The organism is Ruegeria sp. AK4 (genome assembly GCF_056541025.1).
In genome coordinates, this window is record NZ_JBQFXS010000002.1 from 451438 (window position 1) to 475174 (window position 23737).

A 23737-nucleotide genomic window follows, 5' to 3' on the forward strand; every position below is an offset into this window, starting at 1 on the left:
CCAAAGGCTCTGGCGAAAAAACACGCCAGAGCCATTCTTTCAGGCCGGAAATCAGCTGACGTCGCCGGTTTCCAGGTTCCATTTGAATTCGTTGCAATCGCTGAGCTTGCCGGTCTTGAAGTCAGCGATCTTGTACTTGATCGAGATACCGCGATACGCAACCGTCCAGCTTTCGGTCGGGATCGATTCTTCACCACCCGACACCGAATAACTGTCCACGATGGCATCACGCAGGGTCAGGATCAGATAAGGCTCCATGCCTTTCTTTTCATCGTCGCCCGAACGGCACAGGTGGATTGTCATCTCGGCATTGGCTTTGCCCGAAGCGACATAGGTCATCAGTTTTGCCGAGGCTTTGCTCAGCTCAGTGCTCAGCTCGACCTTGCCGAAATTGGCATTGGCATATCCGCGCTGGGTGGTCCCCATGTCGCCCATATCCAGTGTCCGTTCCACATTCCAGCTGATCTCTTTACAAGCGATCCAGTCCGTGTGTCCTTTTTCCCGGGCCTCGCCAGGGAAGTCCATTTTGATGAATACGTTTTCCATTTTCCGTTCCTTTGATGTCTGTAGCTTTGGTTTACGGGAGCACCGTTCGGGCGGCAGTGAAACGCTTCACATGCCACCCATTTTTTTGCGAATTAACCGGCTTTTTCTGACGGAAGTTTCGAAACGAGACGCAGCGAAACCGACAGACCCTCGAGCTGGTAATGCGGACGCAGGAAGAACTTGGACGTGTAATATCCTGGGTTCCCTTCAACGTCTTCAACAACCACTTCGGCCGAGGCGAGCGGCTTGCGCGCTTTCTCTGCTTCGGCAGAGATATCGGCGTTGAAATCCACGTATTGGTTGATCCACTCCTGCAGCCAGGACTCCATGTCCTGACGGCTTTTGAACGAGCCGACTTTGTCGCGCACCATGCATTTCAGGTAATGCGCAAAGCGGCAGGTCGCGAACAGGTAGGGCAGGCGCGCCGCCAGATTGGCGTTCGCGGTTGCGTCCGGATCGTCATACTCGGCGGGTTTATGCAGCGATTGCGCGCCGATGAAGGTCGCCGAATCGCTGTTCTTGCGGTGGATCAGGGGCATCATGCCGTTCTTGGCCAGTTCCGCCTCGCGCCGGTCCGAGATTGCGATCTCGGTCGGGCACTTCATATCCACGCCGCCATCGTCGGTCGGGAAAGTATGCGCCGGCAGGCCTTCGACCGTACCGCCGCTTTCCACGCCGCGAATGCGCGAACACCAGCCATATTCCTTGAACGACCGGTTGATGTTCACCGCCATGCCATAAGCCGCGTTGACCCAGCTATAGCTGTCGCTGTTGGCACCGCTGGTGTCTTCCTCGAACGCAAATTCCTCGACCGGTTCGGTCTTGGAACCATAGGGCAGACGGCCCAGGAAACGCGGCATCGCCAGGCCGACATATTTGGAATCCTCGCTTTCGCGCAGGGACCGCCATGCGGCATATTCCGGGGTCTGGAAGATCTTGGTCAGGTCGCGCGGGTTGGCCAGTTCCGACCAGCTGTCCATCTGGAACAGGCTGGGCTTGGCCCCGGTGATCAGCGGCGCATGCGCTGCGGCTGCGATCTTGGACATCTCGCCCAGCAGCTCGATATCCTGCGGGCTGTGGTCGAAATGATAGTCGGCCACCAGCGAGCCATAGGGTTCACCACCGAACTGGCCGAATTCCTCTTCATAGAGCTTCTTGAAGATCGGCGACTGATCCCACGCGGTGCCTTTGAACTTGCGCAGCGTCTTGTGCATGTCCTTTTTCGAGATGTTCATCACGCGGATTTTCAGCATCTCGTCGGTTTCGGTGTTGTTCACCAGATAGTGCAGCCCGCGCCACGCGCTTTCCATCTGCTGAAAGTCCGCATGGTGCAGGATCAGGTTGACCTGTTCGGTCAGCTTCTTGTCGATCTCGGCGATGATGCCTTCGATCGAACGCAGCGCGTCGTCCGAAATCAGACCGGTATTGGCCAGCGCCTGCTCGGCCAGCGTCTTGACCGCGCTTTCAACGGCGGTTTTGGCCTGATCCGATTTTGGACGGAACTCTTTCGTCAGCAGAGCTTCAAACTCTGAGGACCCAAATGCTGTTGCGCCTTCGGCGGCTTCTACCTTGGCTTCTTCTTCGGCCATCTTTTATTCCTCCTCAGCAGCGTCACCGCCCGGTTTGGGCTGGGCTGCAAGTGTCTTCAGCAGGCTGGGGTCCTGCATGATTTTTGAGATCAGGTCTTCGGCGCCGGTTTTGCCGTCCATATACGTCATCAGGTTCGACAACTGGGTGCGCGCGTCCAGCAATTCCTTGAGAGGCTCAACCTTGGCGGCAATCGCGGCGGGGCTGAAATCGTCCATGCTTTCAAATGTGATATCGACGGCCAGGTTGCCTTCGCCGGTCAGAGTGTTGGGCACGGTGAACGCGGCGCGCGGGGCCATCGACTTCATCCGGTCGTCAAAATTGTCGACGTCGATTTCCAGGAACTTCCGGTCGGCAACCGCGGGCTGTTCGACCTCGGATTTACCGGCCAGATCGCTCATGACGCCCATGACAAAGGGCAACTGAACCTTTTTCTCGGCACCATAAAGCTCGACATCGTATTCGATCTGAACTCTCGGAGCCCTGTTCCGGGCTATAAATTTTTGTGAACTGTCAGCCATCTGATGCTCCTCGATTCATCCATCAGTGTTTGTTTTCAATCCGTTACCAGGGGTTTGCCGTTAACGGATCAGTAATCATCATCGTCGGATTTCAGCCCGCCGATTTGGCGCACCTCATCCAAACCTTCTTTCGCCATATCTTCGATAATCGTCAGAAAATCGGCATTCACAAGCCGCTTGGCCCGTTCCAGCAAAACCGGCAGCGGGCTGGAGGGTTCGCAGCGGGCGTAATAATCCATGATGCGTTCCAGCATCATCGTGACATCATCGGGCGAGTTGATCGCGCCACCGCCGGATGGGGCAGCCGCCGCCGGGGCAGAGGCGGAAACAGGCGCGGCATCTTCGCCTGCGTCTTCAACCGGCATGTCGCCGACATCGGCATATTGGGCCAGAGCTTGCCTGATGCTGGTCAGCGCCTCGGTCAGCGGGTCCAGATTGGGCCCCTCGCCCGGGGTTTTGTCCGAAAAAACCGCATCGATTGCGGCCACATCCTCAATCGCCGAAGCGACGGCCTCGGCATTGGCGGCCAGAACCTCGTCATCGGTATCCTTGAACGCGGCGGCGACGCCGGTGGCGTCGGGAATGACGTCCAGATCTGCCGGCATGTTGATCCGGCCATCGACCACATCCAGATGGCGCAGGGTCATGCTGCCGAAAGTACGGCTGTCGGTCAGACCGGTGCGACGCAGCGCGCGCACCATCCGGTCGGATGAGGCCAGACCGCGCACCGCGTTGATCCGCATCGTCGCATCGCCGTCATCTTCATCCAGTTCGGGATGGCAGGTGTCCCAGAACTCTTCCAGCAGAGATTTCACATAACCGATCGAGGTCGCGAAGGCGGGCAGGCCCTTGGTGTGCAAAACCGCCTCGGCCAGATAAATCGCCGCGCGCAGGTCGTGGCTTTTGTCCATGACAGCCAGCGCTTTGGTTTCGACGTCGCGCCAGTCCTGTTCCTCGGCAGCGACGACCTCGTCACCCATCTGACGTTCTTCACCGGGCTGAGCGGCAATCTCGAGCTCGGTGAAGGCCGGATCGTACTCCAGATTTTCACCGCTGGGGGGTTCTTCACCCCGGGGTTCCAGATAAGAAGTTAGATCCATGTTCTCCCCAATGACGTGTCGCCCGTTGGCCGTCTGTTGTTCTTGTCGCTTCGCTTAGCGCAGTGTTCATGATCACGTGTATGAATTACTTCACATGATCGCCGAACTGGCAAACAAATCGCGTTTCTTCGCGGCCTATGTGATGAATCAGCCGCATACCCGGTGCAAAGTCAAACCCAATAAATACGTTTTTTTTGCGACATAGGTTCCCTAGCGACACCTGCGGGGCAGAATAACGTCCGACAAGGCGGCACAAGCCGCGCGCATCGCCCGATTTTTTTCTTCGCGCTTGGGGTCAGATGCTGCAATGATCGCAGTCAAACCAATCCGGTCCGACATCCCGTCCGGGGCTGTTTCACGCCGGGGCCAAAATCAGACATTCGAGACTACGAACAGGGGACAACGCATGAAAACAGGCATTATTGGAGCGCTTGCACTGGCTCTGTCAGCGGTCAACGCGCAGGCAGACGAAGGGAAGCTGTCCATCGAGCTGAACAAGTTCGAGGCCGGAGAGACGGGCGGGTGCCGCGCGTTCTTTCTGTTTCGCAACCAGACCGGTAACAGTTTCGAAGAGTTCGAAATGTCGCTTGCGATCCTCGACACCAACGGCGTGATCGACCGGTTGCTGTCCATCGACGCCGCCCCCCTGCCCGTTCAGCGCACCGTGCTGAAACTGTTCGAAATCCCCGAAATCGATTGTGCGGATATCTCCGAGGTGCTGCTGCATGACCTGCCCGCCTGCAAGCCGCAGAATGCCGAGCCCCTGGATTGCTTCCCGCTGTTGGTGCTGGACAGCAAGACCTCAGCCGGTCTGGCGCAGTAAGCCATGCCGGGGTTGGAAAATCTGGGCACCGGCGGCCCGATCATCGCCGTTCTCGCGCTGCTGTCCGTGTTGTCGCTGACGCTGATCGTGGTCAAAACCATTCAACTGGCTCCGGTTCGGTCCGGCGGGCCCGAGCGGGACGCGGCCTTTGTCAAATGGGCGGGCGGCGACCGCCAGCCCGCTCAAGCTGCGTTGGCGGCGGGCAAATCCCCGGCGGACCGGGTCTGCGCCTATGCGATGCAGGCGCTGATCGACGGGTTCAGGGGCCCGGCGCTGATGACGGAACTCACGCGGCGCGGCAATCTGGAATTCGCAGCGATGAGCACCTGGATTCGCGTCCTTGAACTGATTGCCATGATCTCACCCCTGCTGGGGTTGCTGGGCACCGTGACCGGGATGATCCAGTCGTTTCAGGAACTGGAACTGGCGCAGGGGGCGGCCAATGCCTCGGTCCTGGCGGGCGGAATCTGGCAGGCGTTGCTGACAACCGCTGCCGGGTTGCTGGTGGCCATTCCCGCCGCCATCGGGGCCTCTTTGCTTTCGGGCCGGGCCGAGGCGGGGGCGCAGTCGATCGAAAACGCGGTGGGCCGGCTGATGGTCATCGAAGAGCGCGGTGCACATTAGGGAATCGTCGATGTCCAGCGAGTTGAGCCTGAGCAGACGCAAGCCGACGCGACCGTTGATCTCGCTGGTGCCGATGATCGACGTGATGCTGATTCTACTGGTCTTTTTCATGGTCACATCGACCTATCTGAACCTCGACATGATCCCGGCGCTGGCCCAATCCGACCGCCCTGTGCCTGCGCAAGGTGCGGCAAATGACGCGCCCTCCGGTGCCCTGCTGATCCGCATCGGTGCGGATGGCGCGCCCTATTTTCAGGGCCAACCCATGACCGCGGATGACCTGGCAAGGTTACTGGCCGACCGCCTGGCACAGGAGCCCGCCAGCCAAGTCATCATCCTGCCCACCGGCGGCGCGGTGTTGCAGTCGCTGGTGTCGGTCATAGATGTGGTCACCAGCGCCGGGGCCACCAACATGCGTGTCGTCCGGCTCGAGGCCCGCCCATGAGGATCACCCGCCCCGCCCCGCGTCACCACCCCGAGACCATCATTGCCCTGATCGATGTGGTGTTCTTCCTTTTGGTGTTCTTCATGCTGATCGGTCGGATGGACGCCACAGCACCGTTTGACGTCACCCCGCCGACAGCGCAGACCGGCGCCGACATGCCTGCGGGTGGTATGACCCTGTCTGTGGGGGCGGATGGAACGCTGGCGCTGGATGGGGTGGTACTGTCGCCGGATGAGGCCACCCGGCAGGTTCAATCGGTACTTGAAACCCAGCCCGACACCCTGATCCGGATCAACGCCCATCGCGACGCCGTGCTGCGCAACATCCTGCCCCTGATCGCGCAGTTCGAAGCACTGGGCGCGCGCGAGGTTGTGCTGGTCGTAACCCCTTCGGGACCAGTGCGGTGATCCGGGGGCCGCTGATATGGGGTTTGGGGCTGACCGGATCGCTTGCCCTGCATCTAGGGGCCGCCGTCTTTCTGATCTGGACCGTCGAGCCAGAGCCGGTGGTCGAGCAGCCGGTGCCGGAAACACGGATGCAGCTATCTGCCCATCAGGTAAAGCAAAGTCAGGCTGTCGAGGCACGCCTCGACCGCGACACCGCCCGCGCCCAAGATGCCACGGGCGCGCGGCTGGATCAGGGGGTGATCCGTCAATCGACGGCCACCGCCGCGCAGCTTCCGCAGCAGGCGATTGCGACGTCCCGGCCCAACAGCAACACCTTGCCCCCCTTGGATCAAATCGCGCAAAGCATCGAACCCCTGATCGCCGAGGCCGACGCATTGAAGGAAACCCCTGACGCGAATCAGACCGTGCAGGCCGCAGACGTATCACCAACCCTCCTCCCCTCTTCTGTGTTGCAGGCCAACCCGGTCCGAACAGAGGTCGCCCCGACGCAGGCTGTCGCACTTGCGAACCCGACCTCGGATCTGGCCAGACCGCTGCAGCCCCAGCCCGTCGCGCTGACCCAAACCCTGCCCGACATTCCCAAAGCCAGCGCATCCGAGGTGTTTTCGACCACCGGCGACGGCCCAATCGACCCCGTCTCGCTGGCCGCGATTCAAAGCTTCATGCGCCCCGAGGATGCCGGTCAAACCGCGCAGGACCTGCGGGACGGCATTGATGGGTTGCTGTCGCAAATCCCCTGCTCTCGCCTGCAGGTTCAGTTCCAGCCCGACACCAACACGCTGGAAGTTATTGGACATATCCCCGAGGACGGATTGCGCGCGCCCACGCTGAATGCCCTTCAAGCGCAAATGGGTGAGAATATCCGTATCGCCGATAACCTGCTGATCCTGCCCCGCCCGCAATGCGGGGCGCTGAGCCGTATCGCGGATGTGGGGTTGCCGCAATCGACCGATCAGATCACCAACCCGTTGCTGATCGGCGAGGACGTGCACGCCCGCGAGTTCCGCTACACTCAAGGCCAGCAATTGATTCTGGACCTGACCGGCGCGGATTACGACGCCTATGTTTATGTCGACTATTTCGATGCCGAGGGTCACGTGATTCACCTCAGCCCGAACACGTCGACGCCGCTGGAGCTGACCCGGGCGAAAACGGCTTTGCGGGTCGGGGCGGCGGCACCGGGTGATTCCGGCCTCTACATCACGATCGGGCCGCCTTATGGGCAGGAAATCGCCGTCGCCTTTGCGGCCTCGGAGCCGTTGTACCAAGGCGACCGCCCGCTGGTCGAACCTGCCGAGACCTATCTGAGTTTCCTCAAATCCCGCATTTCAGCCGCGCGGGCCGAAAGCCAGGATTTCAAGGGCGAATGGGTTTACTTCTTCATCACGACCTCCGAGCGGTGACGGGTCCTGCGGGTCAGGGATAGGAAGCCCTATTCCGGTTTCGTCGGCGCAGATCCCTGCGGATCAATGAACTGCCCCAGATCGACGCCCTGATTGGCGGCGCTCGCCATCACGGCTTTGCGCAGGGACTTACTGCGCTGGATCAATCTTCGGAACCTCTCTTCATCCAGAACCAATAGCGTGGTGGGCGCGATGGCCCGGACCGAGGCCCGGCGTCGTTGGCGCAGCAGCAGTTCCGTCTGCCCGAAGATATCGCCCCGACCCAGTCGCCAGCTTTGCCCCGCCATCTCAAGCTCGACGGCGCCCGAGGCGATGAAGTAGACGCTTCGGGCGGGCGCGTCTTTCTGGATGATCCTCTCTCCGGCCTCCGCATAGCGGGTTTTCAAGGCGCGGGCGAGACGGCGCAGACCCCCCCGGTCGAGGTCCGAAAACACGGGCAAACGCCGGACAAGCTCGGTCGCGCGGGGGGCCACATCGATCATCGGGCGTTCTTCCGCTTCGATGCGCTTCTCGGTGACGTCATGCAGCAGCACCGAATAGAGCTCGGCGCTGATGAACCCCTCGTCATACAGTTCAGCATACTCCCGCTCTTCCAGACGCAGGGCGATGCGGCGGATGAACCGGCGCTGCACCTCGTCCGCGAAGCCCGGATACTGAAGCTGAAGGCCGTCCAGCGCGGTGTCCACAAACTCGGCGCGCCGGTCGATGAGTTCCCTCAGAATCTCGGCCACGCGCCGACCATGGATGCGGCGAATACGCTGGTCTGCGAACCGGTACACGTCGCGCAGCACCAGCCGTTGCGCAAGCAGCACCTCAAACCGATGCGCGGTCATGCGGGCAAGGGGCCGGCGCAATCGCAGCCTGTCGTTCAGAAACGCCGCGACCCGGAACAGCGGGCCATAAGCGACGGTGCGCCGCGCGGCCCGCAAATACCCGGTGCGCCCCTGCAGGCGGGTTCCTTCAATAAGCCGGTCAATGTCCAGCAGCGCCCGGTCCGCCAGCCGCGTCGACAGCGATCTGTCGCGCATGTGGCTGAGGACAAAGTTACGCTCGGCCCCGGCCAGCGCGATAAGGCCAAGGGTCACGCGGTCCCGGTCCAGAATGCCCTTGCGGGCTTCGGCAGAGTGCACTGCCGTATCCAGCCTTTGGCCGAACCGGACCGCCTCGGACCGGATGATATCGGGGTTCAGCTCATAGCTGGCCGTCATGTGCTTGACGTCCTCGCGTACGGTTTGCAGCGACACCGCAACGACCTGCTGTGACAGCGCCTCATCCAGCGGCGAAAGCGCGTCGAGGCCCAGACGGCGAATGACCGGGCGCAGGGTCGGCCCCTGAACCAGCAGCGTGAACAAGGTGAATCCCGTCGCCAGAATACCTACGGCTCGTTGCGTTTCCGCCGGGATCTGGGCGTTTTCCGTCACGGCCAGTGCCAGAGCCAAAGTCACCGCCCCCCGCATGCCGCCCCAGAGAATTGCATAACGAAACGGTCGGTCCACGGATGGTGACACCCGTATCAGGGTCAGAAACGGCAGGAAGCCAAACAGAATGACCGCACGGGCAAAAACGGCTGCAAGGGTCACTACCAGGATCAGTCCGAAATCCGTCCACCGCACACCGCTAAGCAGTTTCGGGATCAAAAGCGCCGCAAGGACAAAGATCAAGGCCCCGGCCCAATGGGCCAGAACGCCCCAGACATCCGACAGGCGGCTCCAGGCCTGCGGGGTCAGGCGACCGGGGGCGGACAGGTTCAAGGTGATCCCAGCCACGACAACCGCGATCACGCCTGACGCGCCTATGCTCTGCTCGGCGATGACATAGGCCAGATAGGGCAAGGCCAGCGAGATCGAGACCTGCGCCAGCTCAAAGCCTTCGATCAGCGACATGAGCCACAGGCTGGCGCGCGCCAGAAACCATCCCGTGACCGCCCCGCCCAGCAAAAGCAGAGGAAACTGAATGAGGGCATCCCGGGGTTGCGGATCCGGCGCGCCAACCATGACGAAGCCGACAAACAGCCCGAACAGCGCGATGGCGGCGGCGTCGTTCAAAAGGCTTTCCCCTTCGATGATCCGCGACAATCTTTGCGGCGCAGCGATTGAGCGAAAGATGCTGACAACAGCCGAAGGGTCCGTTGTTGAAATAATCGCACCCAGCAGAAGGCAAGCCATCACAGGCAGCGAGCTGACGGCGGACAGGGCAAAGCCAACGGTGAATGTCGCAACAAACACCGCGACGATGGCCAGCACAAAGATCGGCACCCAGTCGTCCAGCATGCGCCGCAGGTTCATCCCCAAAGTCGCCTGAAACAGCAGCGTGGGCAGGAACAGGTACAGGAACACATTCGCGCGGATGGGGAAGCCGAGGATGGCCTCGGCCACCGGGTTCATCACCTCGGTCAGATCGGTTTGCAGGAAAAAGGTGGCGGCGGCACCGATCACGATCCCCAGAACTGCCAGCACGACGCTGTAGGGAAAGCGCAGGCGCGCGGCGACCGGTTCGGCCAGCCCTATGACGACAAAAAGCGATGCAACAACAGTGGTTACAAGAACAATATCCATAGCACTGTTATAGACTCAGCTTGACGGCAGACGCACGGACAGTCTCGCAACCCGGCGGCCAAAAGGCCATCAATTGCCGGGGACACGGGCCGCAACCCGGATGTCCCACCCGGTGCCAATTTTCCGAAAGGTTCGGACGGCGTCCGTCGCGCCGAAGCTCAATCCGCCGCGCGAAGGCGCTTGAGCAGCGCCGAGGTATCCCACCGCCCGCCGCCCAGCTTCTGAACATCCTTGTAGAATTGATCGACCAGCGCGGTCACAGGCAGGCTGGCCCCGGTCTCGTTCGCGGTATTAAGGCAAATACCCAGATCCTTTCGCATCCAGTCCACCGCGAAGCCGTGGTCGAAGTGGTCGTCCAGCATCGTCTCGTACCGGTTCGCCATCTGCCAGCTTCCGGCGGCGCCCTGGCTGATCACCTCGACGACCGAACGGCCATCCAGACCCGCCTTCTCGGCAAAATGCAGGGCTTCGCTGAGGCCCTGCACCAGTCCTGCAATTGCAATCTGGTTGCACATCTTGGTCATTTGGCCTGCGCCGCTGTCCCCGATCCGGCGGCAGATTTTCGAATAGACCTGCATGATCGGTTCGGCGGCATCATACGCGGCCTGATCACCGCCACACATTATTGAAAGAACAGCGTTTTCCGCCCCGGCCTGCCCGCCGGAAATCGGCGCATCCACAAAGGCGAGGCCTTGTTCCTTGGCAGCTTCGAACAACTCGCGCGTGACCTTGGCCGATACGGTCGTGTGGTCCACAAGCGTTGCCCCCGCAGACATGCCGGCAAACGCGCCATCCGGGCCGGTGCACACGCTGCGCAGATCATCGTCATTGCCGACGCAGGTCATCACGAATTCTGCGCCCTCGGCGGCTTCGCGCGGAGTGACGCCCATGCCGCCGCCATGCTCGGCAACCCATGCGTCGGCCTTGGCCGGGGTCCGGTTGTAAACGGTCACATCATGGCCTGCGGCCTGAAGGTGGCCCGCCATCGGATACCCCATGACGCCAAGGCCAAGAAATGCAAGTTTTGCCATTGTAATTTTCCTCTACAAAAGGTCTCGCGGGGTTTGCCCAGCGAAGAATGCGTCTAGGTTGTCCAACGCGCGAAAGCCCATCGCATCGCGGGTTCTGGTCGTAGCGCTGCCGATATGCGGCAGCATGAAGATATTCTCATGCGCTGCAAAACCGGGATTGCCGCCCGGTTCCGTCTTGAAGCAATCAAGGCCCGACGCCGCCAGTTTTCCGCTTTCGACGGCGCGCAGCAGCGCGTTCTCATCCACAAGCGCGCCGCGGGCAGAGTTCACCAAAATGGCCCCGTCGGGCAGGGACGCGATCCGCTCGGCATTCATCAAGTCCATCGTTTCGGGCGTTGCCGGGCAGTGAAGCGACAGGAAATCGGCGACCGGCAGCAGGCTTTCGACGCTTTTGTGATAAAACGCGCCTTGTTCCTGATCCGGCGACAGGCGGGTCCGGTTGAAATAGTGGATTTCCATGTCGAACCCGCGTGCTTTTGCGGCAAATGCGCGACCGACGCGCCCCATTCCGATGATGCCCAGACGTGCGCCTGTAACCTGTTTGCCCACCATGAAAGACGGGCTCCAACTGTCCCACGTGCCGGTGCGCATCAAACGGTCCCCCCGGACCGCATGCCGCGCGGCACCCAGCATCAGCAGCATGGCCAGTTCTGCGGTCGCATCGGACAGAACGTCAGGCGTGTTCGTCACCATGATCCCCCTGGCCGCCAATGCGGGCAAATCGCAGTGATCCACGCCAACCGAATGGTTCGCGACGATTTTCAGGCGCGGGTCAAGGCGGGCCACAACCTCGGCCGAGAACGGCTCGGAATGGCAGGGCATCATCGCGTCGACCTGCGCGCTCATCGCGACAATCTCATCTGGCGTGCCCGGCGTATCGGCTTCGTTCAGGATCACGTCATAGTCGCGGCGGGCGCGCTCAACCGTGGCATCGGAAACCCGGCGGGGAAGCCAGAGGACCGGTTTGTCGCTCATGAGGTCAGTCCTTTTTGATGGCGTCTTCCCAGAAGTTGTAAAGCGCAAGCCCGATCACGAAAAACGCGATGCACATGAACGGAAAGCCGCCCCAGAACCCGGCGAACCCGGTCGAGATGCTGTGTGAAAGACCCAGAACAAAGACTGTCATCAGGCCGACGCCGATGATGCCCATGATGATGTTGGTCATTCGCGACATGTGTTTCCCCTTTCCCTTATTCCTGAGCGCCAAGGCTGCGCTGAACCCATGCGGCTGTGCGCAACAGGCGGCCATCTTCTTCCGCCGCGCCGATCAGTTGCACCCCGACCGGCAGATCGTTGCCCCCGACCAGCAAAGGCAGCGTCAGGCTTGGAAGCCCTGCCAATGTCCAGGTCAGGCAAAAGACCGAATCCCCGGTATGCCCCGCATCCAGAGACGGGGCTTCACCCGTGGCCGATGGGGCCAGAATGGCGTCGAATTCATTGAAATACTCGGCAAAAAAGCTCTGCGCCGAGGCCATCACCGCCAATGCGTCCTGATACTGTGCCTCGCCGATCTCGGCCCCGCGATGGATCGCCGCCTGCATTTCAGCGCTGAGGTCGGGCCCATGATCTTTTGAAATCCCCCCCATGTTCTGGCGGATTTCGTAATCGTAGATCGTTTTGTGCACATTGATGAGGTCGGCCAGTTGCGGCGAAGCCGAAAACCGCTCGACCCGCCCGCCCAGACCGTCGATCACGGCATCTATGCCCTCTACGGTGTCCGGGTCCAGACGGTCATGGAACGGGAAATCCAGCCACGCGATGTTCGGCTCGACCGGAGCGTCAGCGCGGGCACCGGCCAGCATATCCGCGCGGGGCCGTGCGAAACTGGCCGGGTCGGTTTGGTCGTAGCCGGACACCACGTCCGTGAGCAGCGCGATGTCTTCCAGCGAATTGGCAAACCCGCCGATGTGATCCAGAGACACAGATGTCCGGAACACGCCGCTGCGCGAAATTGTACCGCGAGTAGGTTTGAAGCCGTAGACCCCGCAGAACGAAGCCGGGCGGATCACCGACCCCCCGGTTTGCGTGCCAATCGCCAAGGGAACATGCCGGGCCGCCACCGCCGCCGCCGAGCCGCTGGACGACCCGCCCGGCGTGCGAGTCTGATCAGAGGGGTTGGTGGTGTCGGTCGGATGCATGTAGGCGAATTCCGTAGTCTTGGTCTTGCCCATGATCACCGCACCCACCTCGCGCAGATGTTCGACGATCCGCGCGTCCGCCTCGGGCTGGCGGCCCGCGAAGATGGGCGTGCCGCGTTGCGTGGGCATGTCTTTGGTGTCCACGATATCCTTCAGGCCAACCGGTACGCCGTGCAGCGCCCCTGTCGCGCGCCCCGCCTTGCGAATACGGTCCAGTTCCCGCGCCTGATCCAGCGCGACGCCTGCGTCCAGGTAGGCCCATGCCTTGACGGTACCTTCGGTGTCCTCGATCCGTTTCAGGCAGGCCTCGACCAGCGCCTCGGACGTGATGCGCCCTTCACGAATAGCCTCGGCGGATTGAACCGCCGAGAACAGGGACAGGTCGTGTTTCGTCATGGCACCCACACACCGAACAGGTAATCCGGCAGCCACAGCGCAATACCCGGGAACTGGTACATCAGCACCATGCACAGGATCACGATGGCGAGGTATGGCATCAAACCTTTGAAAATCTCCATCAACTGGATCTGATTTTTCAGCACACCCTTAAGGTAATAGGCCGACATCGCCATAGGTGGCGTCAGGAACGAGGTCTGCAGGTTCAGTGCCACCAGCATCGCGAAGAAATACGGGTTCACGCCAAATGTATCGAGCATCGGCAGGAAGATCGGCACGAAGATGATCAAAATCTCGGACCACTCCAGCGGCCAGCCCAGAAGGAAGATGATCAATTGCGCCAGAACCAGGAACTGCCAGGGCTGCAGGTTCATGCCCACCACCCAATGCTCGATCACGTCATGCCCACCGAGATATGAGAAGATCGACGCAAAGGTCCACGAGCCGACGAACAGCCAGCACACCATGGCCGTGGCCTTGGCCGTCAGAAAGACGCTTTGCTTGACCTTGTCCCAGGTCAGCGACCGATAGAGCACCGCCAGCACCAGACCACCCAAAGCGCCCATCGCTGCCGCCTCGGCCGGGGTTGCCAATCCGCCGAGGATCGAGCCGAGCACCAGCATAATCAACACGGTCAGGGGCACGAAGGACACCAGCAGATCAAGGTAAATCTGCCGTTTGGGCGGAATGTCATCCTCTTGCGGTTTCGGGGCCAGAGACGGGTTTATCCACACGCGGATCATAACGTAGACGATGTACAGCCCCGCCAGCAGAAGCCCCGGGAACACCGCCGCCGCATAAAGCCGCAGGGGCGACAGTTCGGCAATCGCGGCATAAACGATCAGCATGATCGACGGCGGGATCAGAATGCCCAAGGTCCCGCCCGCGCAGATCACGCCCGAGGCAAAGCTGCGCTGATACCCGGCATTTGCCATCGCCGGATAAGCCAGCAGCCCCATCAGCGTGACCACCGCGCCCACAATCCCGGACGCGGTCGAAAACACCGCACAGGTCAGCAGCGCCGCGATGGCCAGAGACCCGGGCAGGTTCCGCGCCGCCATGTAAAGCGAGAAGAACAGGCGATCGACGATATTCGCCCGCTCGACCACATATCCCATGAACAGGAATAAGGGTATGGCGACAAGCGTATCATTCTCCATCACCGAATAGGTGTTTTGGTTCAGCAGATAGAAGATGTTGTTGTTGAAAATGTCCGAAATGCTTTCGGGCGCGGACTGGTAGTAGGCGTAATAGCCAAACCCCACACCCATCGCCAAAAGCGTGAACGCAATCGGAAAGCCCAGAAGCACCAGCACAATGAACAGGCTGAGCATCAAGATGGCGACCTGAGGATCAGTCATTGCGGCGCCCTCCGTCCTTGGTGCCGGTTGACTGGATGCGGTCCACAGTGGCGTCCATCAACATGTCTTCCGTCTCGCGCACGTCATCCAGACGGTCGAGCCAGACACCGTTTTTCATCGCCAGCCAGCAGCGCGCCATTTCCGCAAGGCCTTGCAGCATCAACAGAAATCCAGCGACGGGGATCAGCGTTTTGAAAAAGTAAATCTGAATGCGTGCTGGGCTGTTCCAGCTGACCTCTTCATAGCGCCAGCTGTCTTTGGCGATCTCCCACCCGTACCAGAACAGGGCAAACATGCCGGGGAAGAAAAACAGGATGTACAGGATGAAATCAACGCGCGCCTGCCAGCGGACCGAGAACAGCCGGTACAGAACATCGCCGCGCACATGCGCGTCTTGGGCCAAAGCGTAGGCGCCAGCCATCAGGAACAATGCGCCGTACATCTGGACCATCATGTCGAACGCCCAGACGGTTGGCTTGTTCAGCACGTAGCGGACGAACACTTCGTAAGACACCGAAAGTGTCAGAATGAGGATGCACCATCCGAAGGCTTTGCCGACCCATTGGCTTAGCCCTTCGATGGCGTGGATTGTCTTGATCAAGGTGATTTCCCCGCCTGTTCTGCCCGCAGATCAGGATGCCGCGCAGCGCGCGACATCCCCTTTCAGAAAGGTTTCAGACCTCAGCTGAAATAGTGCTTGTAGGCCAGTTTGTAGTCCGGCTGGTTCAGGTTCAGGTAGTTCATCACCGTCTGCGCATAGGCTTTCTGGCTTTCGATGACCTTGGCAAAGAACGGATCTTCGTTTGCGATCCGCTCGACCACAACATCCCACGCGTCCAGCTGCGCCTGCATCACGCTGTCGGGCGTACGGTAGACGTTGACGCCCTGCTCGTTGGCCAGTTTCACAAGGTCGTCGGCATAGCGCTTGGTGTTGTTCCAGTAGAAGTTGGAGTTCTCGGCCTCGGACGCATATTTCAGGATCGCCTTCAGCTCGGGCGCAAGCGCTTCGTACTTGTCCTTGTTGAAGGTGACCTCGAAGAATTCCTGGCTCTGGTGGAACGAGGCCAGATGGTAGTGCTTGGACACGTCCTGCATACCGAAGTCACGGTCCGAGGTCGGGTTGTTGAACTCCGCCGCATCAATCAGGCCGGACTTCATCGCGGGCTGAATTTCACCGCCCGGCAACTGCACAACGGACATCCCCATCTCAAGCAGAACGTCCGCAGCCAGACCAACGGTCCGGTACTTGAGGCCGTTCATCTGATCCGCGCTTGTGATCTCTTCCTTGAACCAGCCAAGCGGCTGCGCCGGCATCGGCGAGTTGAAGAACGACACGACGTTCAGGCCCAGAATGCCCATCAGCTCGTCGAACAGTTCCTGTCCGCCGCCATAGTTCACCCAGCCCAGAACTTCCTGGCTGGACCAGCCAAAGCACGGGCCGGTGCCGAACAGCGAGGCCGTCTTGGATTTCGAATACCAATAGGCCGGAACGTAATGCGCCGCATCCAGAACGCCGCGGTGAACCGCGTCCTGCATCTGGCTGGTTTTGACCACCGAGTTCACGGGCAGCAGTTCAATCGTCAGTTTGCCACCCGACATCTCGTTGACGCGGTTCACATAAGACTGCGCGTTTTCAAGAAAGATGCCGCCTCCCCAGGCGGCCTGCATCTTGAAGTTGGTTCCTTCTTGTGCATGGACAGCAGGTGCAGCAAGCGCACCAGCGCCCACAACAGCCGAGCCACGCAGAAAGCTTCTGCGGTTCAAAGATTTTGTCATGTTTCCTCCCTTGACTGGTCCCTTGCCTATTTGTTTTCGGCACGGGCACCAATCCGCCCTGCAGCGGATGCAGATAACGATAAGCCAGAAAATACAATTTGCAAAATTTTTTGGAAACTCTCTCACGAATAATTCAAAAATAACCACAAACATATGAAATTATTTGTATTTTAATTTTCATTTTTTTTAACTCCCAGACGGGCTAGACTCTGAGAATAGAAATCCGAGCATTGGTTGCCCCTTTATGACTGAACAAATCGCCGCCTCACGCCGGGGTCGTCCGCGCCTTCCGTCAAAACAGGACAAGTCAGGCAGTTCGCCTGTGGTTGCGCTTGACCGTGGCATTCGCGTGCTGATTTACCTCGCCGAGTCTAGGGCCGCGAGCCTCGCAGAGATTTCCAAGGACACGGCGATACCAGCGGCAACTGCGCATCGGATACTGAGCACACTCCAGCATCGCGGAATGGTCGCTCACGACGCGGATCACGGCAAATGGCGGATAGGGCCCCAGGCCTACCGCATCGGAAACGCATTTGAAGAGGGTTCAAACCTGCTTGAAGTTGCGCCAGCGGTGATGCGGATGCTTTCCAAGGAAACCGGCGAGACGGCAAATCTGGCGGTCGAAGACGGCGGCAAACTGCTGTATCTTGTTCAGGTCGAATCCGAAAATCCGATACGGGCGTCGATCAAGAACGGGACCGACGCGTATTTCCACACCTCCGGTGTGGGCAAGACCATTATGGCGTTCATGGAGGACGACGAACTTGACCGGTTTCTCGAGCCGCTGTCGCTGATGCGTCAGACATCGAACTCGATTACCGACAAACAGCAACTGAAGACCGAGCTGAAAAAATCCCGGCAGCGTGGATGGGCGCTGGATGATGAGGAACGTTCGCTGGGCATGCGGTGCATTGCGGCGCCGGTCTTTGATTCTTTGGGGAATCTTGTCGCCGGCGTTTCGATCTCGGGACCAATCACGCGGTTTCCGAACGACAAACTGGACGCGCTTGCGATGTCCGTCATCCGGGCTGCGAATGAGATTTCCAAGAGGCTCAGCAACACGCCTGCCGTGAACTGACCGGGCTGCCGGCCAAACAAGTTTGCCACGCCTTCGCCGGTCTACCCTCTCGGTCCCCACGAAAATTTATGACGGCGCATCACAGAAACGGGCCCTTCTCGCTTGGGTCGCCGGGCCTCTTCCGGTTTGCGGCGCGACCTTGCCCGATTATCAGAAACGGCACCAAAAAAGATCGCGTTCAGTACGCCGTGTGACGGTGATATGCGGCGGGTCATGGCAAGGTCCTTTTTTGCTGTTCGGGTCCAACCTGTCTGTTCACCCTCAGCGCGACCACCGCCATGATCCGCAGGAAACCGTAAGTCACCCGTAAGTCGCTTGGGCAAAACCCCCTTTTCAGGCATAGTGACCAACACCCGCCCCGCCATTTCGGAGGCTCCATGACCAGGTGTTCATCCCTTTTTGCCGACAAGCTCCGCAGCTTTCGCACGCAAAACGGCGCGCATGGCCGGATGACGCAGGAACAGCTTGCGGACCTGCTGGGTCTGAGTGTCGACGCAATCGGCAAGTACGAACGCTCGGTCTCATTCATGCGCGGCGATCTGGAGCATCGGCTGGTCGAAAAACTCGGCTGGACACGGGATGAGGTCATCGCCTGCCGCACGGATTGGGAGAGCCGCGAGACCGCCCACGGGACGGTCTATCGCGTGTTTCGCGAACACGATGTCGCGTCGGAATTGGGGTCCGTCGAAGAGGCTGACATCGCCGTACAGGCACTGGAACGCGCAGGCGCGCATGAATTTCCCGACGGGTTTTCCGCCAGCGCTCCGATCTGGAAGGACATCCTACGCGACGGGGCCATGTGCGGCGTCTATGTCACCTGCGGCGGGGGTCTGGCTGCGCATATCTCACTGGTATTTCTGAATGATGCGTTAGAGGCACGGTTCCGCGACAGGCGTCTTGTTGAAACCGAATTCAGTCTCGATGCGCTTCGGCGTCCCCTGCTTCCCGGCAACTATTTCGGCTATTGCGCCGGGGTCTATATCGCGCAAGGGCATCAGAAAGCCGCGCTTCCCCTGCTGACGGGATTCGTTGGCGTTCTGGAAACTCTGGCAGAGCAAGAGGTGTTCTTGCGGGATTTGTCTGCAATCGCTGCCAGCCCAATCGGGCATCAATTGTGCAGCGATCTGAACTTTCAGTTCATCGGCCCGCATGTCGATGGATCAAACCTCGAGTTCTGGTGTTTTGCCGGAGAGGAAATGCCAACCTCGCTGTTTGCCCGCCGCAGCCCGTCCTTGCGGCAGGCCTATTCAGATCACTTCCGCACGGACTAACCCACGTCCATTGTCGGCACGCATTGTTTATCCCAGCTTTGCATTTGCATACAGAGAATTTTTTATTTGTACACAAATTGAATATTCGTTATCACAGCGACGCTGCGCAGGCGAATCTCAAGTCGCCACCGCGTATGATTTCCTGGCGGGAGGTTCAGGTATGAAAGACGCCGCACGGCTCAAGAAAACAAAGCTCTACGAGCACCTGAAAACGGCGGTACTGACGCAGAGGTTGAAGCCAAGTGAAGACTTGGACGAAACAACCCTGTCGGAAGAATTCAATCTGTCGCGTACCCCCCTGCGCGAGGTGTTCCGCCAACTGGCCGGTGAGGGTTACCTTGAGCTGCGCGAGAACCGCGGGGCCCGGGTGTCGGGGATGTCCTACACCACGCTGCGCGACTTTTTCCTGGCCGCGCCCATGATCTATGGCGCCATTCTGCAGCTTGCGGCCAAAAACGCGAAACCCCACCAGATCGACCTGTTGAAACAGGCGCAGGAGTGTTTCAAAGCCGCTTTGCGGTCCGGATCGGGCGCGGATCGGGCAATGACCAACAATCGCTTTCACGAGATTACCGGGGACATGGCCGATAACATCTACCTGCTGCCGTCGTTCAAGCGGCTGCTGATCGACCATGCCCGGATTAGCATGACATTCTACTGGCCTCAGGATGCCGCCATGGCCAAGAACCTGCCGCAGGCCAGCACGCAGCACGACGCCATCATCGCCGCCATCGAGGCGGGGGATGAGGCGGCGGCTGCCCAGCTGGCCATCGATCACTGGAACCTGTCCCGCGACCAGATCGAGCTGTTCGTCACGCCCGCCGGGCTTGATGTGCCGCTTGGAACCATGGCGCGCAAAACCCCTGCATGAGGATGTAAATGACCCCCCTGTTCAAATTCGAAGGGATCTACACGCCCGTCGTGACCCCTTACAACGACGATGGCAGCGTCAATTGGGACGCGCTGTCGGATGTGATCGAGTATCTGATCGAAAACGGCGTGCACGGCCTGATCTCGGGCGGCTCGACCGGCGAGAACTATTCCCAGACCGTGACCGAGCGCCTGGAACTGGCCAGGTTCACCCATGAACAACTGAAGGGCCGGCTGCCTCTGGTCGTTGGCACCGGCGCGATGATGACGCCGGATTCCACCGCTCTGGCCGCTGGCGCGCGAGAGATCGGCGCGGATGCGATCCTGCTGGCCAGCCCCGCCTATTCCGTGCCCACCGACCGGGAAAACGCGCTGAACGCGCTGGCCATCGACAAGGCCGCCGATCTGCCGGTGATGCTGTATAACTATCCGCACCGCACCGGCACTATGATGGGCGCGGAATTCCTGGACCGAGTGGGCCGCAGCCGCAATTTCTGCGGCATCAAGGAAAGCTCGGGTGATATCAACCGCGTGCACCTGCTGGCCCGCGATTATCCGCATATCCAGCTGGGCTGCGGTATGGACGATCAGGCGCTCGAGTTCTTTGCATGGGGATCACGGTTCTGGGTCTGTGGCGGGTCGAACTTCCTGCCGGCTGAACACGTGGCGCTGTACAACGCCTGTGTGGTCGAAGGCAATTTCGACAAGGGCCGCCGCATCATGTCGGCCATGCTGCCGCTGATGCATGTGCTGGAACAGGGCGGCAAATTCATCCAGACCATCAAGCAGGGCGTCACCATGAACGGCATCGACGCAGGGATAATGCGCCCGCCGCTGCGGGGTCTGAACAAAGATGACAAGCGCGCGCTGGAACAGGTGACGCGCGTGCTGAAACGCAAAATAGCCGACATATTGGCAGAAGGATAAGACACATGGCTCTGCTGACACAGGACGAATACAAATCCATCGCCGCGGGTCTGGACCTGCCCACCGGCGCTTTCATCGACGGCTCTTTTCGCCCCGCGATATCCGGCGCAACCTTCACCAGCATCAACCCGGCCACCGGCGAGACCCTGGCCGAGATCGCGGCCTGCGACTCGGAAGACGTGGATTTTGCAGTCGAAAAGGCGCGCGAGGCGTTTGACGATGGCCGCTGGTCGAAACTGCACCCGTCCGAACGCAAGGATGTTCTGATCCGTCTGTGCAAACTTCTAACGCGCAACGCGCGCGAGCTTGCGGTGATGGAAAGCATTGACAGCGGCAAGACCATCTACGATTGCGAGACCGTGGATGTGCCCGAGACGATCCACTGTCTGAAATGGCACGCCGAGGCGATCGACAAGATCTATGATCAGGTGGCCCCGGCCAGCGACGATCACATCGCCATGGTCGTGCGCGAACCGATTGGCGTTGTCGGTCTGGTGCTGCCGTGGAACTTCCCACTGCTGATGCTGGCGTGGAAGATCGGCCCGGCGCTGGCGGCGGGCTGTTCGCTTGTGATCAAACCTGCCAAGGAAACCACCCTGACCGCACTGCGCGTGGCGGAACTGGCGATGGAAGCCGGTATTCCGGCAGGTGTTCTCAACATCCTCCCCGGCGGTGGTTCCGAGGTGGGCGAGCCCATCGGCCGTCATATGGATATCGACATGGTGTCCTTCACCGGCTCGACCGTGACCGGCAAGAAGTTCCTGACCTATTCGGCGGAAAGCAATGCCAAGGAGGTCGTACTGGAAATGGGCGGCAAGAACCCCGCCATCGTGATGGATGACGCCGAGAATCTGGACCGTGTCGCTGCGCATGTGGTGAACGGAGCGTTCTGGAATATGGGCGAGAACTGCTCGGCCTCGTCCCGCCTGATCGTGCACAAGGACGTCAAGGCCGAACTGCTTGAACGCATCGCCCATCACACCAAACAGTGGAGTATCGGTGATCCGCTGGACCCGGAAACCCGCATGGGCGCGCTGGTCAGCGAAGGCCATTACAACAAGGTCTGCTCTTATCTTGAAAAGGCCGAGAATGTTGTGATCGGCGGCAAGGCCAAGGACGGGTTTGTCGAGGCCACCGTGGTCGAGGTCGAAAACAACACCGCCCTGCTGGCCCGTGAAGAGATCTTTGGCCCGGTTCTGTCGGTCATTGAAATCTCGGGCTTTGACGAGGCGATTCAGATCGGCAATGACACCGAATACGGTCTGTGTGCGTCGATCTTCACCGCCAATGCCAAACGCGCCATTCGCGGCGCCCGCGCCCTGCGCGCCGGGACCGTGACGGTAAACAGCTTTGGCGAGGGCGATATCTCGACCCCCTTTGGCGGCTTCAAGCAGTCGGGCTTTGGCGGTCGCGACAACTCGGTCCACGCTCATGATCAGTACACCCAGCTGAAAACCATCTGGATCGATCTGGCCGATGACGCCGACGAGGCCGTGAGTTGACGCGGTACAGCGCAAATTCCCTGCCGGTTCAACACGGGCCGGCAGCCTGGAATGCCATTCTGGGAGCGCAGGCTCCTGCGAAAGTGCTGGAGGATGACCTGAGCGCCGATTTTGTCGTGGTGGGGGCCGGGTTCGCGGGCCTGAGCGCGGCACGGCGCATCACGCAACTGGAACCCGAGGCAATGGTTGTTGTGATCGACGCGGGCCGGGTGGCCGAGGGCGCTGCGGGCCGCAACTCGGGCTTCATGATCGACCTGCCCCACGATCTGGCCTCGGACGATTATGCCGGCAGCGGCGATGACCACAAGATGATCGACCTGAACCGGCAGGCTATTGGTTTTGCCCGCGCGGCGGTCGAGGAATACCAGATCGACCCGAATTACTTCGACCCGGTCGGCAAGGTCAACGGCGCGGCCAGCGAAGCCGCCGAGGCCCACAACAAAAGCTATGCCCGGCATCTGGCCTCGCTGGGCGAAGACAGCCAGCCGCTGGACCCACAGCAGATGTATGACCTGACCGGCTCGCGTCATTACATCTCGGGGCTTTACACGCCGGGCACGGTGGTATTGCAGCCCGCAGGCTATATCCGGGGTCTAGCGGGCGGGCTGGCCGGGCAAGGCGTGCAAATCTTTGAAAACAGCCCCGTCACCCGCTTTGAACGCGAGGGCGCAGGCTGGCGGGTGCAGGCGGAAAAGGCTGCCGTAACCGCATCGAAGGTCATTCTGACGGTCAACGGCCATCTGGAAAGCTTCGGCATCGAACGCGACCGGCTGATGCAACTGTTCCTGTTCGCCGTCATGACGCCGGAACTGGATCGCGACTCGCTGGCAAAGCTGGGCGGGCAATCGCGCTGGGGCATTACCCCTTCGGATCCGATGGGCACCACCATGCGCCGCATCGATACCGGTCAGGGCGGCAACCGTGTCGTAACCCGCACCTGCGCCGCCCTGCGCCCCGGCATGGCCCCCAAACAGGGCGACTTGAAGCGCGCCGCCCGCGTCATGCAGCGCAAATTCGACCAGCGCTTTCCGCAACTGGCGGGGATGCAGATGGAATACCAATGGGCCGGTCACCTGTGCCTCAGCCTCAACGGTGTCTCGGTCACCCGCGAGATCGACACCGGCGTCTATTCAGGCTGCGTTCAAAACGGGCTGGGCACCGCACGCGGCACCCTTACCGGCATCGCCGCAGCAGAACTGGCCTGCGACCACAGCTCAGCCATTTCCAGCCACTTCTCCGCCGAAGCCCAACCAAAACGCCTGCCACCGCAACCCTTCCGGGAGATCGGCGCGAACGCAATCCTCAGATGGAAAGAGTGGAAAGCCCGAAAAGACTGACCGAGACAGGTTCCGCTTGCCCATGCGCCCGCTGTCCGA

23 protein-coding genes are annotated in these 23737 nt (G+C 60.4%); 11 read left to right on the forward strand and 12 right to left on the reverse strand.

The window, feature by feature from the left end:
* Positions 1–51 precede the first annotated feature (51 nt).
* From ACR0EZ_RS05930 to tssA, 4 genes are all read right to left on the reverse strand, one after another.
* Positions 52–546 carry an Hcp family type VI secretion system effector gene (locus ACR0EZ_RS05930; protein ID WP_480611699.1) on the reverse strand — a complete coding sequence of 165 codons (495 nt, stop codon included), beginning with the start codon at positions 544–546 and terminating at the stop codon, positions 52–54.
* 92 nt (positions 547–638) lie between these two features.
* Positions 639–2135, reverse strand: a complete 1497-nt coding sequence (gene tssC, locus ACR0EZ_RS05935) for a type VI secretion system contractile sheath large subunit (RefSeq protein ID WP_480611701.1) — start codon at positions 2133–2135, stop codon at positions 639–641.
* A 3-nt stretch (positions 2136–2138) separates the two neighbouring features.
* The gene (gene tssB / locus ACR0EZ_RS05940; protein ID WP_039526464.1) at positions 2139–2654 is read right to left on the reverse strand and encodes a type VI secretion system contractile sheath small subunit; all 516 of its coding nucleotides are present in this window, start codon (positions 2652–2654) and stop codon (positions 2139–2141) included.
* Positions 2655–2722: 68 nt separating this feature from the next.
* Positions 2723–3754, reverse strand: a complete 1032-nt coding sequence (gene tssA, locus ACR0EZ_RS05945) for a type VI secretion system protein TssA (protein WP_480611702.1) — start codon at positions 3752–3754, stop codon at positions 2723–2725.
* 406 nt (positions 3755–4160) lie between these two features.
* Between tssA and ACR0EZ_RS05950 the strand changes: the two genes are divergently transcribed.
* Genes ACR0EZ_RS05950 through ACR0EZ_RS05970 form a run of 5 tightly spaced genes read left to right on the forward strand, consistent with a single transcriptional unit; the run spans position 4161 to position 7456 of the window.
* Entirely contained in the window at positions 4161–4577 is a 417-nt protein-coding gene (locus ACR0EZ_RS05950; RefSeq protein ID WP_480611703.1) for a hypothetical protein, read from the forward strand.
* Positions 4578–4580: 3 nt separating this feature from the next.
* A complete protein-coding gene (locus ACR0EZ_RS05955; protein WP_480611704.1) occupies positions 4581–5201 on the forward strand; it encodes a MotA/TolQ/ExbB proton channel family protein in 621 nt (206 codons plus the stop codon).
* Between the two features lie 10 nt (positions 5202–5211).
* Entirely contained in the window at positions 5212–5646 is a 435-nt protein-coding gene (locus ACR0EZ_RS05960; RefSeq protein WP_480611705.1) for an ExbD/TolR family protein, read from the forward strand.
* Complete coding sequence (locus ACR0EZ_RS05965) at positions 5643–6053, forward strand: ExbD/TolR family protein (protein ID WP_480611706.1); 411 nt, start codon at positions 5643–5645, stop codon at positions 6051–6053. The genes ACR0EZ_RS05960 and ACR0EZ_RS05965 overlap by 4 nt, the downstream gene beginning before the upstream one ends.
* Positions 6050–7456 (forward strand): DUF4384 domain-containing protein, encoded by a 1407-nt coding sequence (locus ACR0EZ_RS05970; RefSeq protein WP_480611707.1) that lies wholly within the window; start codon positions 6050–6052, stop codon positions 7454–7456. The genes ACR0EZ_RS05965 and ACR0EZ_RS05970 overlap by 4 nt, the downstream gene beginning before the upstream one ends.
* 29 nt (positions 7457–7485) lie before the next feature.
* On the opposite strand, the gene ACR0EZ_RS05975 is transcribed toward ACR0EZ_RS05970, so the two are convergent.
* The 8 genes from ACR0EZ_RS05975 to ACR0EZ_RS06010 all read right to left on the reverse strand — a co-directional run bounded on the left by ACR0EZ_RS05975 (position 7486) and on the right by ACR0EZ_RS06010 (position 16713).
* A complete protein-coding gene (locus ACR0EZ_RS05975) occupies positions 7486–10011 on the reverse strand; it encodes a cation:proton antiporter (RefSeq protein WP_480611708.1) in 2526 nt (841 codons plus the stop codon).
* A gap of 158 nt (positions 10012–10169) precedes the next feature.
* Positions 10170–11042 (reverse strand): NAD(P)-dependent oxidoreductase, encoded by an 873-nt coding sequence (locus ACR0EZ_RS05980; RefSeq protein ID WP_480611709.1) that lies wholly within the window; start codon positions 11040–11042, stop codon positions 10170–10172.
* A gap of 12 nt (positions 11043–11054) precedes the next feature.
* The gene (locus ACR0EZ_RS05985) at positions 11055–12017 is read right to left on the reverse strand and encodes a 2-hydroxyacid dehydrogenase (RefSeq protein ID WP_480611710.1); all 963 of its coding nucleotides are present in this window, start codon (positions 12015–12017) and stop codon (positions 11055–11057) included.
* A 4-nt stretch (positions 12018–12021) separates the two neighbouring features.
* Positions 12022–12216 carry a hypothetical protein gene (locus ACR0EZ_RS05990; RefSeq protein WP_480611711.1) on the reverse strand — a complete coding sequence of 65 codons (195 nt, stop codon included), beginning with the start codon at positions 12214–12216 and terminating at the stop codon, positions 12022–12024.
* Positions 12217–12232: 16 nt separating this feature from the next.
* Entirely contained in the window at positions 12233–13576 is a 1344-nt protein-coding gene (locus ACR0EZ_RS05995; protein ID WP_480611712.1) for an amidase, read from the reverse strand.
* Positions 13573–14937 (reverse strand): TRAP transporter large permease, encoded by a 1365-nt coding sequence (locus tag ACR0EZ_RS06000; RefSeq protein WP_480611713.1) that lies wholly within the window; start codon positions 14935–14937, stop codon positions 13573–13575. The genes ACR0EZ_RS05995 and ACR0EZ_RS06000 overlap by 4 nt, the downstream gene beginning before the upstream one ends.
* Positions 14930–15538, reverse strand: a complete 609-nt coding sequence (locus tag ACR0EZ_RS06005) for a TRAP transporter small permease subunit (RefSeq protein WP_480611714.1) — start codon at positions 15536–15538, stop codon at positions 14930–14932. The genes ACR0EZ_RS06000 and ACR0EZ_RS06005 overlap by 8 nt, the downstream gene beginning before the upstream one ends.
* Positions 15539–15618: 80 nt before the next feature.
* Positions 15619–16713, reverse strand: a complete 1095-nt coding sequence (locus ACR0EZ_RS06010; RefSeq protein ID WP_480611715.1) for a TRAP transporter substrate-binding protein — start codon at positions 16711–16713, stop codon at positions 15619–15621.
* Between the two features lie 244 nt (positions 16714–16957).
* On the opposite strand from ACR0EZ_RS06010, the gene ACR0EZ_RS06015 reads away from it, so the two are divergent.
* The 6 genes from ACR0EZ_RS06015 to ACR0EZ_RS06040 all read left to right on the forward strand — a co-directional run bounded on the left by ACR0EZ_RS06015 (position 16958) and on the right by ACR0EZ_RS06040 (position 23698).
* A complete protein-coding gene (locus tag ACR0EZ_RS06015) occupies positions 16958–17791 on the forward strand; it encodes an IclR family transcriptional regulator (RefSeq protein WP_480611716.1) in 834 nt (277 codons plus the stop codon).
* A 377-nt stretch (positions 17792–18168) separates the two neighbouring features.
* Positions 18169–19062, forward strand: a complete 894-nt coding sequence (locus ACR0EZ_RS06020) for a helix-turn-helix domain-containing protein (protein WP_480611717.1) — start codon at positions 18169–18171, stop codon at positions 19060–19062.
* Positions 19063–19222: 160 nt separating this feature from the next.
* The gene (locus ACR0EZ_RS06025; RefSeq protein ID WP_480611718.1) at positions 19223–19933 is read left to right on the forward strand and encodes a GntR family transcriptional regulator; all 711 of its coding nucleotides are present in this window, start codon (positions 19223–19225) and stop codon (positions 19931–19933) included.
* An 8-nt stretch (positions 19934–19941) separates the two neighbouring features.
* Entirely contained in the window at positions 19942–20859 is a 918-nt protein-coding gene (locus tag ACR0EZ_RS06030) for a dihydrodipicolinate synthase family protein (RefSeq protein WP_480611719.1), read from the forward strand.
* Positions 20860–20864: 5 nt separating this feature from the next.
* Complete coding sequence (locus ACR0EZ_RS06035) at positions 20865–22361, forward strand: aldehyde dehydrogenase (RefSeq protein WP_480611720.1); 1497 nt, start codon at positions 20865–20867, stop codon at positions 22359–22361.
* Positions 22358–23698: an NAD(P)/FAD-dependent oxidoreductase gene (locus ACR0EZ_RS06040; RefSeq protein ID WP_480611721.1), complete on the forward strand. Its 1341-nt coding sequence runs from the start codon at positions 22358–22360 to the stop codon at positions 23696–23698. The genes ACR0EZ_RS06035 and ACR0EZ_RS06040 overlap by 4 nt, the downstream gene beginning before the upstream one ends.
* The last annotated feature ends 39 nt before the right edge of the window (positions 23699–23737 follow it).

Bases quoted from the DNA above. Each gene is read 5' to 3' on its own strand.
- ACR0EZ_RS06010 (WP_480611715.1), bottom strand. From the start codon at position 16,713: ATGACAAAATCTTTGAACCGCAGAAGCTTTCTGCGTGGCTCGGCTGTT.
- ACR0EZ_RS05990 (WP_480611711.1), bottom strand. From the start codon at position 12,216: ATGTCGCGAATGACCAACATCATCATGGGCATCATCGGCGTCGGCCTG.
- ACR0EZ_RS05950 (WP_480611703.1), top strand. From the start codon at position 4,161: ATGAAAACAGGCATTATTGGAGCGCTTGCACTGGCTCTGTCAGCGGTC.
- ACR0EZ_RS05960 (WP_480611705.1), top strand. From the start codon at position 5,212: ATGTCCAGCGAGTTGAGCCTGAGCAGACGCAAGCCGACGCGACCGTTG.
- ACR0EZ_RS06000 (WP_480611713.1), bottom strand. From the start codon at position 14,937: ATGACTGATCCTCAGGTCGCCATCTTGATGCTCAGCCTGTTCATTGTG.
- ACR0EZ_RS05975 (WP_480611708.1), bottom strand. From the start codon at position 10,011: ATGGATATTGTTCTTGTAACCACTGTTGTTGCATCGCTTTTTGTCGTC.
- ACR0EZ_RS05930 (WP_480611699.1), bottom strand. From the start codon at position 546: ATGGAAAACGTATTCATCAAAATGGACTTCCCTGGCGAGGCCCGGGAA.
- ACR0EZ_RS05965 (WP_480611706.1), top strand. From the start codon at position 5,643: ATGAGGATCACCCGCCCCGCCCCGCGTCACCACCCCGAGACCATCATT.
- ACR0EZ_RS06020 (WP_480611717.1), top strand. From the start codon at position 18,169: ATGACCAGGTGTTCATCCCTTTTTGCCGACAAGCTCCGCAGCTTTCGC.
- ACR0EZ_RS05980 (WP_480611709.1), bottom strand. From the start codon at position 11,042: ATGGCAAAACTTGCATTTCTTGGCCTTGGCGTCATGGGGTATCCGATG.
- ACR0EZ_RS06035 (WP_480611720.1), top strand. From the start codon at position 20,865: ATGGCTCTGCTGACACAGGACGAATACAAATCCATCGCCGCGGGTCTG.
- ACR0EZ_RS05995 (WP_480611712.1), bottom strand. From the start codon at position 13,576: ATGACGAAACACGACCTGTCCCTGTTCTCGGCGGTTCAATCCGCCGAG.
- ACR0EZ_RS05955 (WP_480611704.1), top strand. From the start codon at position 4,581: ATGCCGGGGTTGGAAAATCTGGGCACCGGCGGCCCGATCATCGCCGTT.
- tssA (WP_480611702.1), bottom strand. From the start codon at position 3,754: ATGGATCTAACTTCTTATCTGGAACCCCGGGGTGAAGAACCCCCCAGC.
- tssB (WP_039526464.1), bottom strand. From the start codon at position 2,654: ATGGCTGACAGTTCACAAAAATTTATAGCCCGGAACAGGGCTCCGAGA.
- tssC (WP_480611701.1), bottom strand. From the start codon at position 2,135: ATGGCCGAAGAAGAAGCCAAGGTAGAAGCCGCCGAAGGCGCAACAGCA.
- ACR0EZ_RS06015 (WP_480611716.1), top strand. From the start codon at position 16,958: ATGACTGAACAAATCGCCGCCTCACGCCGGGGTCGTCCGCGCCTTCCG.
- ACR0EZ_RS06025 (WP_480611718.1), top strand. From the start codon at position 19,223: ATGAAAGACGCCGCACGGCTCAAGAAAACAAAGCTCTACGAGCACCTG.
- ACR0EZ_RS06030 (WP_480611719.1), top strand. From the start codon at position 19,942: ATGACCCCCCTGTTCAAATTCGAAGGGATCTACACGCCCGTCGTGACC.
- ACR0EZ_RS05985 (WP_480611710.1), bottom strand. From the start codon at position 12,017: ATGAGCGACAAACCGGTCCTCTGGCTTCCCCGCCGGGTTTCCGATGCC.